The following is a 17,174-nucleotide window of genomic DNA, read 5'->3' as shown; positions in this document are numbered from 1 at the left end:
ATACAGGAGCAGCGGGTGTAACTGGAGCCACGGGTGTCAGTGTAACGGGAAGTACCGGAGCGACAGGTGATACGGGTGTAACGGGAGTCACTGGGGTTACCGGCGTCACCGGAGTCGGTCTCACTGGAGTAACGGGTGCAACAGGGGCCACCGGAGTAACGGGAGTCACTGGAGCAACAGGAATAACTGGGGCCACCGGGGTTACGGGATTAACGGGTGCAACCGGAGTGGGTGTCACTGGAGCAACGGGAGCCACCGGAATAACAGGTGCCACAGGAGTCGGTCTCACTGGTGCAACAGGGGCCACCGGAATAACGGGAGTCACCGGAGCGACGGGATTAACAGGTGCAACCGGAGTGGGTGTCACTGGATCAACAGGAGCTACCGGAATAACGGGTGCAACGGGAATTACAGGGACTACGGGAGCAAGCGGAACAACTGGGGTTACCGGGGCAACAGGGGTTAGTGTAACCGGAGGCACGGGCGCGACTGGAGTTACTGGAGCAAGCGGGGCAACTGGAGCTACCGGAGCCACAGGCGTGACAGGAGTCACCGGGGGTACAGGTGCAACGGGTGCAACCGGAGCCACAGGAACTTCTGTAACATCTAACTCGGCTTACGGTGAGAACACAAGTGGAACCATCGTTGTTATTTTGGGTGGAACACTAATTCCACTGCCGAATAACCAAAATATTGGCACTGGTATAACCATTAATGGAACGAATGACACCTTCACTCTTGCCAATGCAGGGCGTTACTATATCTCTTACAAAATAAATCTTACAGCTGCACTTGCTATTCAATCCCGTATTTTACTTAACGGAACAGCAATTCCGGCGAGTGTAGTTTCACCATTACTTTCCCTCAGTCAGTTGCAGTCTGACTTTATTGTGACGGTAACTGCTGGATCAACAATCCAGTTCCAATTATTTGGGCTTGTTGGTACAGCTGTCCTCTCTCCACCAGGCGCTACATTAAACATTATTCAATTAGCTTAATGCATGAATTACGCTAGTCAAAAGGAATTTTGGGTTTATAAAAAGAGACGAACCTGATAAAGGTTCGCCTCTTTTTGTCTTATAATTGATTAGTCCGTCAGTTAATTCAATACGATTTCAACGGCTGTATTGATTTCCTGAAGAGCTGCAAGCTGTACAAGCACATCTTTTGGAACTTCCTTATCTACAGTCAGAATCATGATAGCTGCCCCACCAATGATTTTACGTCCGACCTGCATGGAGGCGATGTTAACTTCGTTCTCTCCAAGCAAAGTTCCAACACGTCCGATAATACCCGGTTTATCATTATGCGAAATCAGAATTTGGTGACTTTCTGGAGCGATATCCACTGGGAATTTGTCCAGACGCACGATCCGCTCTCCATAACCTGCAAGCAGTGTGCCCGCAACACGACGCTCCTCGGCATCCTGAGTCGTCACGAGTGTGACGGTAATCAGATTTGTAAATCCTTTAGTGGCCGATGTTTGGCTAACCACTACGTTGAGATCCCGCACTTTAGCTAAATGCATGGAGTTGACAATATTGGCTTCTCCGCCTAAATGTCTTGCCAGAATACCTTTTACAATGTAACGAGTCAAAGGAGAAGTATCCACTTCCGACAGATCTCCAGCGTAGTCGATCCGAATTTCCTGAACCGCATTTTGAGTGATCTGAGCTGCAAAGCTACCCAGTGTTTCACCCAGTTTAAAGTACGGCTGCAGTTTGTTCATTACAGTTGGGGCTACTGCAGGCATGTTAACTGCGTTTTTGAACGGTTCATTGCGCAGAATATGCAGGACTTGCTCGGATACGTCAATCGCTACATTTTCTTGTGCTTCTACTGTCGATGCACCAAGATGAGGCGTCACAATAATGCTAGGATGATTCAGGAATGGGTGATCAGCAGCCGGTGGTTCGCTCTCGAATACGTCGAATGCTGCACCAGCAACGATACCTTCATCAATTGCTTCTACAAGTGCCATTTCATCAACGACTCCGCCACGGGCACAGTTGATAATACGCATACCTTTTTTCATCACTTCAAATTGTGGGCGGGAAATCATATGGCGTGTCTCAGGTGTTAATGGTGTGTGAACGGTCATGAAGTCGGCATTGCGAATGATGTCATCCACACTAGCCAGCTTAACCTGAAGTTTCTCTGCGCGATCTTGAGTGAGGAACGGGTCATAAGCTAGAATATCCATTCCGAATGCTTTGGCACGTTTAGCTACTTCGCTACCGATCCGTCCCATACCGAGCACACCCAGCGTTTTATTTCTTAACTCCACACCAAGGAAGGTTTTACGATCCCAAGTACCTTGAATGGTTTTGGCATATGCCTGAGGAATATGTCGTGCCAGTGCCATCATCATGGCAAATGTATGCTCACATGTCGTAATCGTGTTACCGTCAGGGGCGTTAATAACAATGATACCGCGTTGGGTAGCAGCTTCCAAATCAATGTTATCTACACCTACGCCAGCACGTCCGATGACTTTAAGGTTTGTACCTGCTGTCATAATACGATCCGTTACACGAGTCTGACTTCGAACTAGAAGGGCATCATAATCGCCGATAATTGCAACAAGCTCATCTTCGCTAAGACCTGTTTTCTTCTCAACTACAACATCATTTGCATCCACCAGTTGCTGGATTCCCAGATCACTAATGGGGTCCGACACTAACACTTTGTACATGGTTTCTTCCTCCTTAGGTATGTGTATCTATATCGTCAAGGTCTCACCTCACGAAAGAGGCATTCCTTAAAACCATTGAAACTCTTCCTTCCAACAACGCGGTGTCGCAGCAGAGGAGGAGGGTGTAGCAAATAGGGCGATTTCCACGTCTGTACTCTAAAAATAAATCAAAAAACTCTCAATCCACATACTGCTTGCGCAATAAGGGACGAGAGTTGTCGTGGTACCACCCTAATTCACCGCCGTTTCGCAACGACAGTCTTAGCGGTCAATGAAGACCGAAGAGGATAACGGGTCTAAACCGATTGCACCTACTCCAATTTCAATGCAATAACTCAGGAGCGCTCAAGATCATCTGCCTGCCACCGATTTACACCATCCATCGGCTCTCTGTAAGACAAAGCAACATCTTTTTTCCATCATCGTGTTTAACGTGACTAATTTTTTCATAATGTATCATGGCTGACATGAGCATGTCAATAGGCTTAAATGTTTTAATTCGATTTACTAATGTGATTTTCTTCAGTGGAGGAGAAGGCGCATAGATATAAAAAATTGACTTCCTTGATCGCTCGAAATAGCTCGATTACAAGCTGTTTTGTGAATCGGATTTTAACACATTAATGAACTAATTCAATGGATATGGCTTCGCTGAAAAACCGGGACTTGGGGCAGGCCTTGAACCTATTTGGTTTTTTGGCTATCATTTAGTATACTATCCGATTGGACAACGAATTTGTTATCCATCAAATATAAGTCAAGAGGACAGACACAGGCGATGAAAAAATTAAAGTTTCCCAAGTTCAAGATTCAGAAGGCTGAACCACAGCAACTTACCGAGCGTTTGCTTCTGATCAATCTATACTTTACACAAGGGTTAACTTTGATCATTGGGGTTGTATGGATTTTATTGCAGAAGAGAAATCTTTTTGATGTACTTGCTTGGCCTGATAGTTACCAGTTTATTTGGTGGGGGCTTGGTCTTGCTGGCATTATGCTTGTTATGGACTTGGTTCTTTCTTATGTTATTCCTCAAGAAAGCATGGATGATGGCGGCATTAACGAGATGCTGTTTCGCAAGCGTCCAATCTGGCACATTGTATGCATAGCAGCCATCGTTGCTGTTTGTGAAGAATTGCTATTTCGTGGAGCCATACAACATGCGTTAGGTCCTTACTGGACAAGTATTTTATTTGCGGTTATCCATATACGCTATTTGCGGCATTGGATTCCAACTGGTTGGGTATTTGTTTCGAGCTATGGATTGGGTTGGATTTATATGCAATCCGGCACATTATGGGCGCCTATACTATGTCATTTTATTATTGATTTGGTGTCTGGATTAGCGATACGTTTTCGGAGGGGATCATGAATCAGCAATTAAGTAGAATGAAGACATACGGCAGTCAGCGCCATCGTCACTCGGATAAGACAGAGACATCTGAGCGGCCTGAAGCTTCTCAAGTAAATCTGGTTGTTGAACCAGCTGCTGCCTCAGAGGTGGGAGGACTCACACCCATTACCTCGGTCTCCATACCAAGATCACAACGCAAGTCTTATACATCATCGCTGGAAAGTCCGGTACTTCCCCGGCGGGCACCAGCACGTGCCAACAAAGCAGAAAAGCCATCAGAAGAAGAATCCGTTTCCGAAGCGGGAACACTTCCTACGCGGACTGAGCTTCATCCATCTCGCCGTTTACGTCTCAGTAAGCGATTTGTTAACTCGCTCATATTTATATTTGTTTTGCTCACAATTAGTCTGGTTTGGTGGGGGATAAAAGGAGCGCCTTCTTTGGATACTTTCCTTCCATGGCCATGGTAATACTGGCATGGTTCGTTGCCGTTATTTTGGCCGGGATTGCCTTGCTGGTTCATATGTGGCGTGAGGCGCATCTTCATCACATCGTTTCAGAAGAGGTTGAAGTTCCGAATTTGCCCTCTTCTTTTGATGGCAGCAAAATCCTGTATTTATCTGATATCCATAAACGCAAGCTGAAAAAGAATGATCTGGAACATCTTCGCAATCAGGTGGACTGGGTTATTATTGGGGGAGATGTGGCGGAAAAAGGAATTTCATGGCCCATCGTCAGACATAATATGAGCTTGTTATCTTATATTGCCCCTGTTTTTACAGTCTATGGGAACCATGATAAAAGAGCAGGAACTGTGCATCTCGAACGTATATTCCGAGATACGGGCGTTCAACTCTTACAGGATTCTACCACTTACCTTCGTAAAGGCAGAAGCAAACTGTGTCTGGTCGGAGTTGATTATCGTTCACAGCGAGGGGATTCGCTGCTTGCAGAATTGGATTCCAAAGAATGCAAGATTGCCATCGTGCACGATCCCCTAGAGGCTCTTCACTTGAATGGACCTGTTGATCTGATATTGAGTGGTCACACTCACGGTGGACAATTAGTATTTCCGGTCTTTGGCCCCGTCTTTCTTAACAAAGCGTACCGCTCTGTGTCTAGCGGGTGGTTCTCTTTGAAAAAGGATGGTAATGATACCGAGCAAGAAGGTAAAATGCTGGTTAGCAAAGGATACGGAACAAATCATTTGCCATTCAGACTTTGTTGTCCCGCAGAAATGCATATCATTACTTTGCGAATGCTCTCAAACAAACAGCCTTGATCCGCATAGGACCAAGGCTGTTTGTTATAACTTTGTAAGTTCCTTCATGTCAATTCCAACTCATCAATTATTGATATTAAGCCGAATGCCGGGCAAATAATCGAAGCTCAGCGGGCTTCCAGTTCAATGGAGCGAGGATCGACAAAAGTGTAACCTTTCTGTTCAAGTTTGGTTAACAACTCATCCAACGCTTCAACTGTCCATGGCAACTCATGCATCAAAATATTACTGCCTGGATTTAATTGATCCAGCACATTCTGGATGACTTTATCCGGTTTGTTTTTGGTACTCTTATCCCAATCCAATGAGCCATTGGACCATGTCATATATAACATGCCGTTTTTCTTGACTGTGGCCTTTAATGCATCATTTCCAGAACCGAACGGCGGACGGAAGAACTGGGGTTCCACGCCAATCGTTTCTTTCACAATCTTTTGCACATCGGTGACTTGTTTGGCTGCTGCCGTAATGGACATTTTTTTCAAATCCTCATGATCCCACGCATGATTTCCTATTACCTGTCCACGTTCATGGATGATCTCGAGCAACTCGGGATGACTTTTCACTCGGTATCCGTTTACAAAAAATATCGCTTTCGCGTCATGTTTATCTAAGGTGTCGATTAATCTGTTTATCATTTTTTCTTCTTTGGGCCCATCATCAAATGTTAACAATACAATCTTGCTTTCGTTCGTTTTATCGTTGGGTTTGATGTAGTAATTGGCGTTCATATGATACGTTTTTTCAATATTAACTTCGGCTGCTTGTGTACCGAGGGCGTTATCAGTTTCTTCTTTTTCTGTCGAAGATGTTTTGTCATCACTTGGTAATTCTTGATCCGAATTTGAGTCCGTTGAGGACGGAGAATCCGTGGTTTGCTTTTCGCTTGTCCCAGTGGAAGTTGGCTCGTTCTGCTGCTCCTGCCTTGAAGTAACCGATTCATTGCTGGACTTTGTGGATTCAGGTGTTGTTTCGACCTTGGTTCCACAAGCTGACAACAGCATGCATGCGATCATAATTAAGGCGGTGGTGTGTCTAATCATGCTTTCAACTCGCTTTCCTGTATTTATGCGGAATGAGATGAGGCACTCCCGCAAACACTAGTTGTGATTTTAACATTAAAAGGAGGTTGGTGTAATGAAGGCGTCATCCTTTTTCTGGGGTGTTGTAATTGGCGTAGCAGCCAGTTCTTGGCTGTCCAAAGGTAAAATGTCAATGCTGTCTTCCGGTTCATCCCGCAACATGATGAATCAGGCCAAACACAAAATGATGGAGATGACGTTCCCAGGCATGGACGGATTCAGCTCCAAGCCAAACGAACAGAGCGGAGATTCCCACAAAAGCACGCATAAAAAAAGTGCAAAGCCGATCACTCCGCAGGAAAAAGAAGAGAACATGAACATGCTCAAAGATTTTATTCGCACCAATCCGGATGTTAAACATGAAGTTGAGCAAATTTTAACTCAAACAAACACAACAGTACCGGGTTTATAAACACAAACCTCCCATTAGAATCATCCACAGTCCTGTTTTGATGTGGAATGATTCTTTTTTTGTCGATTTTACTTCGTGCATTTGCAGGTATAAAATGATAACATAACTACATAGATTTATTTTCAGCACATATTGTTTTGTGCTTCATAATCTGTTATAAGACTTGCTTATAAAGGGGAGATCCTGTATGAAAATAGAACGATTAAGTCACGATAAGATACGGATTTTCCTGACCTTTGACGATCTGAGCGAGCGCGGAATACAAAAAGATGATATGTGGCAGGAAATACCTAAAGTTCATGAACTGTTCACTGAAATGATGGACCAGGCCTATTCCGAACTTGGATTTGATGCTACAGGTCCACTTGCTGTCGAAGTATTCGCACTTCCCGCTCAAGGGATGGTTGTCATTGTCACCCGGGGGAAATATGATCCGCAACAATATGGTTCAGGTAATGAGGATGATTTGCCTGAAGAAGTATATGAGATGGAAGTTACACTTGAGCAAAGCGATTCCATCGTCTATGCATTCAAAGATTTTGAAGTGCTGATTGAGGCTGCACATATGTTGCATCAGCACGTAACGGATGCTGGAAGACTTTATTCCTATAAAGACAAATGGTTTTTGCATTTTGAACCGGATGACTTGGATTCGACCAAACATGCAGCATTGATTGCATTGCTTGCTGAATTCGGCGAAGGATCTTCCGTTACCCCTGCCGTCATGGAAGAGTACGGAAAGGTTGTTATGCCTGAACAAGCGGTTGAGGTTATTTGCACCCACTTCAAGCGTCAGGAGTAAGCTCTAGTTGTAATCGCGTCTTTAGTCAGAGGAGGGAATTTCGGTGCTTTTGTTTTCGGTTCTAGCGGCAGCAGTAGCTCCGGGTCTCGCCTTGTTAACATACTTTTATCTGAAAGACCGTTATGACTCTGAACCTCTTCACATGGTATTTCGAGTCTTTCTCATGGGGATTCTGATGGTACTGCCTGTGATGATTATTCAGCGTGGCATGATGATCTGGCTTGGAGATAATCCTTATGTTGAATCCATCCTGATTTCAGGTGGGGTTGAAGAGTTCGTCAAATGGTTTGTGATATACCATATTATTTATAACCATACCGAATTTGACGAGCCTTATGATGGGATTCTATACTCCGTTGCTGTTTCACTCGGATTTGCTACAGTTGAGAATGTGTTGTATGCCTTTGCGGGGAATGCTTCCGTCTCAGCTATGTTCATTCGTGCATTGCTTCCTGTATCGGGTCACGCCATGTTTGCAGTAATTATGGGTTATTACATGGGGCGGGCCAAATTCTCGGATGGCAAGAAAAAACGTTGGTTTCTTATGCTCTCACTGGTTTTACCGTTCTTCTGGCATGCGCTTTATGATGTCATTATGAATACCATGGTGAATCATTGGTTATGGTTCATTGCGCCATTGATGGCGGGATTATGGTACGGTGCGATGGGCAAGATTACAAGGGCCAACAATCGTTCTCCTTTTCGTTTTGTGAAGCGTGAGGAAGAGATTAAATTATAAAAATACGGACACACTGGTGGACATGGAGCGCAACCTGCGCCTGATGCCCCGGTGTGTTTTTTGTTGCAATAAAATAAAAATTCCCGGGGAAGACCAATAGAAACGGGGATAAGCGTGATGAGAATCAAAATTAAAATCAGATGCAAGCAATGTGGAGAACGTTTTACGCTGCGAGGTAAGAAAGAACGAGGAAGAATTGAGACCGGTTTTAAACAGTGTTTGTGTGATAATCGAGATCAGTTTGAAATTGAGGAAGATGGCGGCACAACCTGGGTACAATTGAATTAAATAGAACGTTTGAGACCATGCGTGATAAGCCCGTCATTGGACAGACTGGAAATCGCATGCATAAGAGGTCTTTCTTCGATCCACAATAGAGGTAGTGGCTTAGAAGAAAGGAGACTCTACCGATGTATAAACGTTTAAGTTCAGTTATGTTTCCGATATTTGCAGTTCTGTTAATCGGTGCTCTCGTATGGGGTTACCAAGAGAACCAGGAGAAAAATGCCATTCTGATCAAGGCAGAGAATCAATATCAGCGTGCTTTTCACGATTTATCTTTTCATATGGACAAATTGCACTCGGAGATTGGGAATACGCTGGCAGTCCATGCTACGTCCCAAGGGATGCATCGTAAAGGTCTGATGAACGTATGGCGACTTACCAGTGAAGCCCAGAATGAGATTAATCAATTGCCGCTTACAATGCTGCCATTCAGTGAAACGGAGGAGTTTCTCTCCCGCATCTCCAACTTTGCTTATCAGGCGTCCATGCGTGATCTGACCAATGAACCATTAAGTGAAAAAGAAATGGGCAACTTGAAAAAACTGTATGCGAATTCATCCGAGATCACTAAAAATCTGCAGGATGTACAGCAGAAAGTCATTTCTGACCGTTTACGCTGGATGGATGCCGAGTCGGCTATGGCAACGGAAGAGCAAACGATGGACAACACCATCGTGGATGGATTCCGGACAGTCAACAAAAAGGTACAGGAGTATCCTGAACTTGACTGGGGTCCTTCAGTCTCCAGCATTTATGCCAAACGTTCGGTGAAGAAGCTGGATGGCTTACCGATGACCAAAGAGCAGATCCAAACTAAAGCTGCAAAGTTTTCCGATGCAGAACACGGTAAGATTCAAATACAGGAAAATGGTAAAGGTACAGATTGGGAATCGTATACAGCCACGATTGATCAGTCCAAAGACAGTAAATTAAGTATGGACTTCACACGTAATGGCGGTCTGCTCATCTCTTACAGTGATACTCGCCCAATCGGGACGAAGAAAGTAACACGTAAAGAAGCTATGTCAAAAGCAGATCATTTCCTTTCCAATAAGGGTTACAAAGATATGAAGGCAGTCAATTATGACGAGTTCGGTAACCTCGGTAACCTGACCTATGTGCGCAAACAAGGCGATACACTGATTTATCCAGAAAAAATGTCTGTTCGGGTTGGCCTTGATAATGGGAATGTTACCGGCTTCCAGGCAAGTGATTTTGTATATGAGCATCAGAAAAAGCGGGAGATTCCAAAAGCCACACTCACGGTTGAACAGGCCCGCAAAAAACTGAATCCGGAATTCAAGGAGAGCTATGCTCGCAAATCACTCATTAAGAATGATTACAGCAAAGAAGTTCTGTGTTACGAATTCGGTGGACGCATCAATGGTGCAAAATATAAAATTTACATCAACGCTGATACAGGTATGGAAGAAGCCGTTGAGGAGATCAAACCGGTGAATGAGACCACATAACATCAAGAAGCCGGCAGCCTGTTAGAATGTAAATAGATTATGGAACAGACCACGTAGTGGTCTGTTTTTTTGTTGTCCACTATGAGAAAGGTCATGGTATAATAGTCCTTGTACATACGATACGAAGATAAAAAGCTAAGGTGGCGGTGAACAGCTTGTTTCCCAAAATAAATGAAGTTTTATACATCCAGATTGCCTCTGCAGATGAAAAAGAGGAAAGCAAAGAATATAAATCACGCATAGCGGATGTGGATGAAAATAGTTTTCTGATCGAAGTCCCGATGCAACAGGGAAGCAGTCGGTTGAAAAGGTTGTTTTTTGGTGAGGAATTGTCCATTTCTTATATTACGGAAGACGGGGTTCGTCATTATTTCAACACGTATGTGACTGGATTTGAAGAAGATGTAGTTCGGCTTGTACGAATTCGCAAGCCCTTGCCGGACGATATCACCAAAATCCAGCGTCGCAGTTTTCTGCGTGTTCATGCAAATCTTGAAATGGCCATTCAGGGTGAAGATCTTACCCGAGCCGTGGGCTTGACTGAAGATATTGGCGGCGGGGGATTGTCCATTTATGGGGAACCCAGTTTTGCTATTGCGGAAGGACAAAAGCTGAAATGCTGGTTGCTTATTCCTTATCGGAATGCAGCGATTGAACATGCGAACTTTGAAGCTGAAGTGGTACGGATCAAAACACTGGAAACAGGCAGACAGCTATGCATGTTAAAGTTTGTGCAGATTACAGATTCGGAACGACAAAAGATCATCAAGTTTTGTTTTGAACGGCAATTAGATTACCGAACGAAATAGAGATGGTGATTGTCTGTAATAGAAAGTGACAATGGTGGGCAATGTAATGGAAAAACGGAGGTTCAGCTTGTGAACAATCGCCATGCATCCCGCAGATACGAGCGCCTATATTATGTTTTATCCAAGCGAATGGAAAGAAGGGCTTTGAAGCTGATTACAGCTCTTCTTGTTCTGCTTGTGATCTATCAGCTATTACTTCTTGTGCCTGATATGAAAAAGAATATGACCTCCATTGATCGTCTGGAAGGAACACCAATTCAGATGCAAACGGTACACGATCAATAGCATCACTGATTTGTCTGTTTTTGCATCCATGTGTATAGTGTGGTATAATTTTGACGATGCAGGCAATGCCTGTTTTTTTATTGAGGCTTATCGTTTGAGGAGGAATGCCCCGTTGGCAAGCCAGAACACATCAGAGAACGGGAAGATGAACGTTGCAATTGACGGACCTGCCGGTGCCGGGAAAAGCACGGTGGCCCGATTGGTTGCAGAGGCGCTCGCGTATATATACGTCGATACTGGCGCGATGTACCGTGCGGTAACCTTGCATATGCTTCGAAAAGGTATTTCACCGGAAGATGTGCCAGAGGTGCTTCAGGAAACCCAAAAGCTGGTCATTGATTTACAACCGGATCCCGACGGACAGAAAGTGTTCTGTAATGGGGAAGATGTAACCTCGGAAATCCGCTCCCGTGAAGTGACGGGAATCGTGTCCCGATATGCGCAAATCGAGGGGCTGCGTACGCAATTGGTGGATACACAGCGGCAAATGGCTTTGCGCAAGGGCGTCGTCATGGATGGACGCGATATCGGAACGACAGTATTGCCCGACGCGGAAGTGAAAATCTTCATGACTGCCAGTGTGGAAGAGCGTGCACTTCGCCGCTTCAAAGAACTGGACCCCTCAGAAGGACTGACGTTGCAGCAACTTGAGCGAGACATTGCCACCCGTGACAAATTGGATGAAAGTCGGGAAATATCCCCGCTTCGTTGTGCTGAGGACGCTACAGTGCTCGATACAACCGAGATGAGCATCCATGAAGTGGTTGACAAAATCGTGTCTTATTGCACAATGGTCAGAGGAGAGATCGGTCTATGATTTACACATTTTGCAGCACATTACTGCGGATCATTTACACCATTCTTTTCCGCCTAGAGGCAGTTGGACGGGAGAACATCCCGAAAGAAGGCGGCGTACTTTTATGTTCCAATCATATCAGTAACTTTGATCCTCCAACGGTTGGTATCAAGATTCGTCGTCAGGTGCGCTTCATGGCCAAAAGCGAATTGTTTGATATTCCGGTCTTTGGCCGAATTATCAAAGCCGTAGGCGCTTTCCCTGTTAAACGTGGAGGCGTCAGCAAGGAATCCATCAAGACCTCACTCAACATTTTGCGTGGTGGTGAAGTGCTTGGCATTTTCCCTTCGGGAAGCCGACACAATGATGGAGGCATCGGCAAAAAAGGGGCAGCGAGCTTCGCTCTCCGAAGTGGTGCTACAGTTATTCCTACTGCTATTATCGGTAACTACAAGGTTTTTCGTAAGATGAAAGTAGTTTATGGAGCACCAGTGAATTTGGACGAGTTCAAGGAAGATCCTTCCGGCGATGCGCTGGAAAGAGCGACGGAGAAGATTATGTCCAAAATTAACGAAATGGTGCAAACAGGCGTGCCGAGCAAATAACGGCATCGTCAGACTGCTGAGTGCATGTTTCCATATTTTTGAGGGAAGCTAAGGATGTTCATTCAGCGATGAAAGTGTTTTGAACTCTGCTACAGGCAGGTTTGAATATAATGGGGTTTTTGAATTGAGGAGGGTATTTGACATGTCGGAAGAAATGAAAAATCAAGAAGCAACCCAAGATGAGTTGGATCAATTCGTTTCCTTGAAAAAAGGAGATACCGTAAAAGGAACCATCGTCAAATTGGAAGATAACCAAGCCTATGTGAGCATTGGATATAAATATGACGGTGTAATTCCAATTCGTGAACTGTCTTCCCTACACGTAGACAGCGCGTCTGATGCAGTAGAAGTTGGACAAGAAGTTGAAGCTAAAGTACTTAGCATCGACGACGAGAAAGAAAAACTCGTTTTGTCCAAACGTGCAATCGACAGCGAAAACGCTTGGGATCAATTGCAAAAGCATTTTGAAGACCAAGACGTATTCGAAGTTGTTGTAGGTGACGTTGTTAAAGGCGGTCTGGTAGCAGACGTGGGCGTTCGTGGATTTATCCCGGCTTCCATGGTAGAGCGCCATTTCGTTGAAGACTTCAGCGATTACAAAGGACGCACATTGCGTGTTAAAGTGAAAGAGATCGACCGTGAGAACAACAAAGTGATCCTTTCCCAAAAAGACGTACTTGAGCAAGAATTCGAAGCAAACAAAGCTACTGTTATGGCTGGTTTGCAAGAAGGTCAAGTGATCGAAGGTACGGTACAACGCTTGACTCAATTCGGTGCTTTCGTTGATGTAGGCGGAGTAGACGGATTGGTTCACGTATCTGAGCTCGCTTGGACACACGTTGACAAACCATCGGACGTTCTGTCTGAAGGCGATAAAGTAAACGTAAAAGTGCTGAAAGTTGATCCTGAAAAAGGTAAAATCAGCCTGAGCATGAAAGCTGTTCAACCAGGTCCTTGGGAAACAGCTGGCGACAAATTCAACTCTAGCGATATCGTAACAGGTGTTGTAAAACGTCTGGTTGACTTCGGTGCTTTTGTTGAAATCGCTCCTGGTGTTGAGGGACTTGTGCATATCTCGCAAATCTCCCACAAACATATTGGCACTCCGCACGAAGTATTGAAAGAAGGACAAGAAGTTCAAGTTAAAATCTTGGACATGAATCCTTCTGAGCAACGTGTAAGCCTGAGCATCAAGGAAACTGAAGAAGCTCCTGCTCAAGCGCCAAAATCAGAAAGACCTGCAAGAAACAATGCTCCACGTGAAGAAATCAACAACCCGAACGTTTCCTTGAGCAATCAAGGTCTGAGCATCACGCTCGGCGAGCGCTTCGGTGACAAACTCAGCAAATTCAAATAAGTTATAAATGCATGGTTCTTAGTTATATACTGCATATTTTGCTGAACAATAAAAGCAAGATCGGCGAGCCCCAGCGGGTTCGCCGATTGTTTTTATTGCGAGTATAACGGCATGAAACGTTAGCCAAGACAGGCGTTTTTTGCTATGATGAGTATCGTAAGTATGGACAGGAGGAGTGGAATGTATGGCAAGACCCGTTGTGGCAATTGTCGGGCGACCGAATGTGGGCAAATCCACCATTTTTAATCGGATCATCGGCGACAGATTGGCCATTGTGGAAGACAAGCCGGGCATTACCCGTGACCGTATCTACGGAATCGGCGAATGGAACGGTAAACCATTTAGCATTATCGATACAGGTGGTATCGAAATCGACGGCGAGGACGTCATTTTAAAATCAATCCGGATGCAGGCAGAGCTCGCCATTGAAGAAGCGGATGTTATTGTATTCATGTGTGATGCAAAAGCAGGGATTACGCAATCTGATGAAGAAGTCGCAGAGATGTTGTACCGCTCAGGTAAGCCTATCGTTGTAGCCGTTAACAAAGTGGATAATATCGGGCGCAGTGAGCTCATTTATGAGTTTTATGGATTTGGATTTGGTGATCCAATCGGAGTATCGGGAAGTCATGGTACAGGTGTAGGTGATTTGCTCGATGCCATCGTAGAGAAATTGCCTGAACTTGAGGAAGAGACTTACGATGACGATGTCATTCGTGTAGCTCTGATCGGACGTCCTAACGTGGGTAAATCTTCATTGGTGAATGCCATTTTGGGCGAGGAACGTGTTATTGTCAGTGATGTTGCTGGTACGACGCGGGATGCAATCGATACACCGTTTGAAAAAGACGGTCAGCGTTATGTGCTGATTGATACAGCAGGTATGCGTAAACGTGGTAAAGTTTATGAAACCACGGAGAAATACAGCGTAATGCGTGCGATGCGTGCCATTGAGCGTGCAGATGTTGTTCTGATTGTAATTAATGGCGAAGAAGGCATTATTGAGCAGGACAAGCATATTGCAGGTTATGCATTCGAAGCAGGTAAAGCTTCCATGTTTGTTGTGAACAAATGGGACGTTGTAGAGAAGTCTGATAAAACAATGAATGAGTTTGAGAAAAAAATTCGGGATCATTTCCTGTTTATGACTTACGCTCCGGTTGTATTTTTGTCAGCCAAGACAAAACAACGCTTACAAAAATTGTTGCCTGTTGTGCAACGTGTAGCACAGCAGCATACTATGCGTGTTCAGACGCATCTGCTTAACGATGTAGTATCTGATGCAGTGGCTATTAATCCGCCACCAACTGATAAAGGACGCAGAATGAGAATCAACTATGTAACTCAGGTTGCAGTTAAACCTCCGACCATGGTTATTTTTGTGAACGATCCGGAATTGATGCACTTTTCTTACGAACGTTACCTGGAGAATAAAATTCGTGCAGCGTTTGATTTTGAAGGGACGCCAATTCGCATATTTACTCGGAGGAAGTCCGACGAAGGTTAGGGGAGAAGTTTGTGATTTTACAAATCGCAGCGATTGTACTGAGCTATCTGCTCGGTTCAATCAGCTTTAGTGTCCTCCTTGCAAAAGCACTACGGGGGATCGATATCCGTCAACACGGAAGCGGAAATGCAGGGGCTACCAATACTTTGCGGATATTGGGTAAAGGACCGGCAATTCTGGTACTGCTGTTGGATGTACTCAAAGGTATTGCGGCCGTTTGGATTGGGGTTTGGTTCAGCAATGGTTCCGATTGGATTCCTGCACTCAGTGGTATAGCTGCCATTGCAGGACATAACTGGCCGCTGTACTTCCGTTTTCGTGGAGGAAAAGGAATTGCGACAGCGATCGGTGTGCTCGTAACTCTTGCACTTATTCCTGCGCTATGCGCCGGTGTATTTGCCATCCTGTCCATCGTATTGACACGATATGTTTCATTGGGTTCCCTTATTTTTGTAGCTTTGACACCGCTCTTCATCCTTGTGTTACCCGGATATTCGATGAGTATCTTCTGGGGAAGTCTGATTATTTGTCTGTTTGCGTTCTGGAGACATCGTACCAATATTGCGAAGCTCGCCAAAGGACAGGAAAATAAATTGGGATCGAAAAGCCCTGGAGGGGGAAAACGCGTTGTCTAAAAAAGTTGCTGTTCTGGTTGCGGGCAGTTGGGGTACTGCACTTGCCAGTATATTAGCTGCCAATCAACTGGATGTGATCATGTGGACACGTGGTGAAGACCAGGCCACAGAAATCAATAATAAACATACAAACCAACGCTTCCTTCCCGATGCAGAGCTGTCACCTCGTATTCAGGCAACCACGGATATGGCGACGGCAGTTGAAGGGGCTTCTGCTGTGTTAATTGTTGCTCCTTCATCGGCGATGCGTTCGGTTGCTCATCAGCTTAAGGCCTATTACAAACCGGAAATGTTAATCATTCATGCAACCAAGGGATTTGAGACAGAAAGTCTAAAACGCATGTCCACAGTCATTTCGGAAGAACTTGAATGTGAAGAAGGACATATCGTTGTACTTTCTGGTCCAAGCCATGCGGAAGAAGTGGTTAAGCGTTGCCCAACGACGGTTGTTGTGGCATCACTGGATAAAGCTTCTGCCGAGGCCGCCCAAGGTTTATTTATGAATGCTTATTTCCGTGTGTACACGAATCGAGATATGATCGGTGTAGAATTGGCGGGAGCGTTTAAAAATATTATTGCGCTGGGAGCAGGTATGTCAGACGGGCTTAACTTTGGTGACAATGCCAAAGCAGCGTTGCTAACACGCGGGCTGGCCGAGATCACACGCATCGGTGTGGAGATGGGGGCGAATCCGCTTACGTTCTCCGGACTTGCAGGGATCGGTGATTTGGTCGTGACCGCGACTAGTCAGCACAGTCGTAACTGGAGAGCAGGTTCCTTGCTGGGCAAAGGACAGAAGCTGGACGATGTATTGAATTCCATGGGCATGGTTGTGGAAGGAATTCGGACCACACAGGCCGCCCACTTCATTTCTCAGAAATATGGTGTGCAAATGCCGATTGCAGATCAGCTTTATCACGTTCTTTTTCAGGAGAGACAGCCGCGGGATGCGGTTGAAGCTTTAATGGGACGTGATCCCAAGACCGAAATGGAAGTCATGACGCTTGAAACCTGGGAGCAGTGGCATTCCTGATGGTAGCGTAGGCAGCTTTCCCGA

Annotated in this window: 18 protein-coding genes and 1 other annotated feature; of the genes, 16 read left to right on the top strand and 2 right to left on the bottom strand. The window is 45.1% G+C overall.

What is annotated here, in order from left to right:
• Positions 1–998, top strand: a 998-nt coding sequence (locus tag AC4PM4_RS20380) for a BclA C-terminal domain-containing protein (RefSeq protein ID WP_491614445.1), incomplete at its 5' end; no start/stop codon positions are given.
• A 101-nt stretch (positions 999–1,099) separates the two neighbouring features.
• On the opposite strand, the gene serA is transcribed toward AC4PM4_RS20380, so the two are convergent.
• Entirely contained in the window at positions 1,100–2,695 is a 1,596-nt protein-coding gene (gene serA / locus AC4PM4_RS20375; RefSeq protein WP_063566742.1) for a phosphoglycerate dehydrogenase, read from the bottom strand.
• A gap of 201 nt (positions 2,696–2,896) precedes the next feature.
• Positions 2,897–3,127, bottom strand: a binding site (T-box leader).
• Between the two features lie 346 nt (positions 3,128–3,473).
• Between serA and AC4PM4_RS20370 the strand changes: the two genes are divergently transcribed.
• Genes AC4PM4_RS20370 through AC4PM4_RS20360 form a run of 3 tightly spaced genes read left to right on the top strand, consistent with a single transcriptional unit; the run spans position 3,474 to position 5,331 of the window.
• Positions 3,474–4,067, top strand: a complete 594-nt coding sequence (locus AC4PM4_RS20370; protein WP_064636826.1) for a CPBP family intramembrane glutamic endopeptidase — start codon at positions 3,474–3,476, stop codon at positions 4,065–4,067.
• Positions 4,064–4,519 carry a hypothetical protein gene (locus AC4PM4_RS20365; protein ID WP_063566744.1) on the top strand — a complete coding sequence of 152 codons (456 nt, stop codon included), beginning with the start codon at positions 4,064–4,066 and terminating at the stop codon, positions 4,517–4,519. Before AC4PM4_RS20370 ends, AC4PM4_RS20365 begins: the two co-directional genes overlap by 4 nt.
• Entirely contained in the window at positions 4,507–5,331 is an 825-nt protein-coding gene (locus tag AC4PM4_RS20360; protein ID WP_090807405.1) for a metallophosphoesterase, read from the top strand. Before AC4PM4_RS20365 ends, AC4PM4_RS20360 begins: the two co-directional genes overlap by 13 nt.
• 107 nt (positions 5,332–5,438) lie before the next feature.
• On the opposite strand, the gene AC4PM4_RS20355 is transcribed toward AC4PM4_RS20360, so the two are convergent.
• The gene (locus AC4PM4_RS20355) at positions 5,439–6,347 is read right to left on the bottom strand and encodes a polysaccharide deacetylase family protein (protein WP_491614442.1); all 909 of its coding nucleotides are present in this window, start codon (positions 6,345–6,347) and stop codon (positions 5,439–5,441) included.
• 121 nt (positions 6,348–6,468) lie between these two features.
• Between AC4PM4_RS20355 and AC4PM4_RS20350 the strand changes: the two genes are divergently transcribed.
• The 12 genes from AC4PM4_RS20350 (at position 6,469) to AC4PM4_RS20295 (ending at position 17,150) form a co-directional block, all read left to right on the top strand.
• Positions 6,469–6,825, top strand: coding sequence for a hypothetical protein (locus AC4PM4_RS20350; RefSeq protein WP_053780665.1), 357 nt, complete (start codon positions 6,469–6,471; stop codon positions 6,823–6,825).
• 187 nt (positions 6,826–7,012) lie between these two features.
• Complete coding sequence (locus AC4PM4_RS20345; RefSeq protein WP_063566746.1) at positions 7,013–7,627, top strand: genetic competence negative regulator; 615 nt, start codon at positions 7,013–7,015, stop codon at positions 7,625–7,627.
• Positions 7,628–7,670: 43 nt separating this feature from the next.
• A complete protein-coding gene (gene prsW, locus AC4PM4_RS20340) occupies positions 7,671–8,366 on the top strand; it encodes a glutamic-type intramembrane protease PrsW (protein WP_063566747.1) in 696 nt (231 codons plus the stop codon).
• Between the two features lie 410 nt (positions 8,367–8,776).
• A complete protein-coding gene (gene ypeB, locus AC4PM4_RS20335; protein WP_063566748.1) occupies positions 8,777–10,123 on the top strand; it encodes a germination protein YpeB in 1,347 nt (448 codons plus the stop codon).
• Positions 10,124–10,278: 155 nt separating this feature from the next.
• Positions 10,279–10,932, top strand: coding sequence for a flagellar brake protein (locus AC4PM4_RS20330; protein ID WP_063566749.1), 654 nt, complete (start codon positions 10,279–10,281; stop codon positions 10,930–10,932).
• A gap of 69 nt (positions 10,933–11,001) precedes the next feature.
• The gene (locus tag AC4PM4_RS20325) at positions 11,002–11,217 is read left to right on the top strand and encodes a hypothetical protein (RefSeq protein WP_063566750.1); all 216 of its coding nucleotides are present in this window, start codon (positions 11,002–11,004) and stop codon (positions 11,215–11,217) included.
• 112 nt (positions 11,218–11,329) lie between these two features.
• On the top strand, positions 11,330–12,034 hold the full coding sequence (gene cmk / locus AC4PM4_RS20320; protein WP_063566751.1) for a (d)CMP kinase: 705 nt from the start codon (positions 11,330–11,332) through the stop codon (positions 12,032–12,034).
• Positions 12,031–12,618, top strand: coding sequence for a lysophospholipid acyltransferase family protein (locus AC4PM4_RS20315; RefSeq protein ID WP_063566752.1), 588 nt, complete (start codon positions 12,031–12,033; stop codon positions 12,616–12,618). The genes cmk and AC4PM4_RS20315 overlap by 4 nt, the downstream gene beginning before the upstream one ends.
• Before the next feature lie 142 nt (positions 12,619–12,760).
• Positions 12,761–13,975, top strand: coding sequence for a 30S ribosomal protein S1 (rpsA, locus tag AC4PM4_RS20310; protein WP_063566753.1), 1,215 nt, complete (start codon positions 12,761–12,763; stop codon positions 13,973–13,975).
• 184 nt (positions 13,976–14,159) lie between these two features.
• The gene (gene der / locus AC4PM4_RS20305) at positions 14,160–15,482 is read left to right on the top strand and encodes a ribosome biogenesis GTPase Der (RefSeq protein ID WP_063566754.1); all 1,323 of its coding nucleotides are present in this window, start codon (positions 14,160–14,162) and stop codon (positions 15,480–15,482) included.
• 11 nt (positions 15,483–15,493) lie between these two features.
• A complete protein-coding gene (plsY, locus tag AC4PM4_RS20300) occupies positions 15,494–16,117 on the top strand; it encodes a glycerol-3-phosphate 1-O-acyltransferase PlsY (RefSeq protein WP_063566755.1) in 624 nt (207 codons plus the stop codon).
• Positions 16,110–17,150, top strand: a complete 1,041-nt coding sequence (locus AC4PM4_RS20295; RefSeq protein ID WP_491614438.1) for an NAD(P)H-dependent glycerol-3-phosphate dehydrogenase — start codon at positions 16,110–16,112, stop codon at positions 17,148–17,150. The genes plsY and AC4PM4_RS20295 overlap by 8 nt, the downstream gene beginning before the upstream one ends.
• Positions 17,151–17,174: the final 24 nt, after the last annotated feature.

Source organism: Paenibacillus sp. MDV22-iso6 (genome assembly GCF_058408365.1).
Note: the sequence above shows the minus strand (reverse complement) of the source record. Positions and strands in the feature narration are given on the sequence as shown.

What these genes read in the sequence shown, in the direction of transcription:
- ypeB (WP_063566748.1), top strand. Translation starts at nt 8,777, where the DNA reads ATGTATAAACGTTTAAGTTCAGTTATGTTTCCGATATTTGCAGTTCTG.
- AC4PM4_RS20350 (WP_053780665.1), top strand. Translation starts at nt 6,469, where the DNA reads ATGAAGGCGTCATCCTTTTTCTGGGGTGTTGTAATTGGCGTAGCAGCC.
- AC4PM4_RS20360 (WP_090807405.1), top strand. Translation starts at nt 4,507, where the DNA reads ATGGCCATGGTAATACTGGCATGGTTCGTTGCCGTTATTTTGGCCGGG.
- AC4PM4_RS20345 (WP_063566746.1), top strand. Translation starts at nt 7,013, where the DNA reads ATGAAAATAGAACGATTAAGTCACGATAAGATACGGATTTTCCTGACC.
- serA (WP_063566742.1), bottom strand. Translation starts at nt 2,695, where the DNA reads ATGTACAAAGTGTTAGTGTCGGACCCCATTAGTGATCTGGGAATCCAG.
- AC4PM4_RS20315 (WP_063566752.1), top strand. Translation starts at nt 12,031, where the DNA reads ATGATTTACACATTTTGCAGCACATTACTGCGGATCATTTACACCATT.
- AC4PM4_RS20355 (WP_491614442.1), bottom strand. Translation starts at nt 6,347, where the DNA reads ATGATCGCATGCATGCTGTTGTCAGCTTGTGGAACCAAGGTCGAAACA.
- AC4PM4_RS20365 (WP_063566744.1), top strand. Translation starts at nt 4,064, where the DNA reads ATGAATCAGCAATTAAGTAGAATGAAGACATACGGCAGTCAGCGCCAT.
- rpsA (WP_063566753.1), top strand. Translation starts at nt 12,761, where the DNA reads ATGTCGGAAGAAATGAAAAATCAAGAAGCAACCCAAGATGAGTTGGAT.
- AC4PM4_RS20370 (WP_064636826.1), top strand. Translation starts at nt 3,474, where the DNA reads ATGAAAAAATTAAAGTTTCCCAAGTTCAAGATTCAGAAGGCTGAACCA.
- der (WP_063566754.1), top strand. Translation starts at nt 14,160, where the DNA reads ATGGCAAGACCCGTTGTGGCAATTGTCGGGCGACCGAATGTGGGCAAA.